Origin of the sequence: Cohnella baijiui (assembly GCF_020731285.1) — a bacterium.
Classification (GTDB): Bacteria; Bacillota; Bacilli; order Paenibacillales; family Paenibacillaceae; genus Cohnella.
Genome location: NZ_JAJFOW010000212.1, coordinates 1 through 304, shown reverse-complemented (window position 1 = coordinate 304; position 304 = coordinate 1). Strand labels below are relative to the sequence as shown.

Below are 304 nucleotides of genomic sequence, written 5' to 3'. Positions count from 1 at the left end.
GGAGCAAAACAAAGATTGGGCAAATGATCCGAAATCGTTCGTATCAAACGGGCCGTTCAAGCTGACGGAATGGAAGCATAAAGAAAGCTTGAAAATGGTGAAAAACGAGAACTACTTTGAGAAAGACCGCATTAAGCTTGCCGGTATCGACTGGGCAATGGTAGAAGATGAAAACACAGCATGGCAAATGTACCGTTCCGGTCAGTTGGATCTTTCTTATCCGCTGCCAGGTGACGTAGTAGGCCAGCTGAAGAGCTAAAATGCTCCGGATTTCAAAATCGTTCCGGAATATGCAACCTATTTC

Annotated in this window: 1 protein-coding gene; it reads left to right on the top strand. The window is 45.1% G+C overall.

All coding sequences use genetic code 11. From position 1 onward, the window contains the following. Window positions 1-259 (top strand): ABC transporter substrate-binding protein (locus tag LKX83_RS32360; RefSeq protein ID WP_227887371.1); only part of this gene is annotated, 259 nt, incomplete at its 5' end. Between the last annotated feature and the right edge of the window lie 45 nt (window positions 260-304).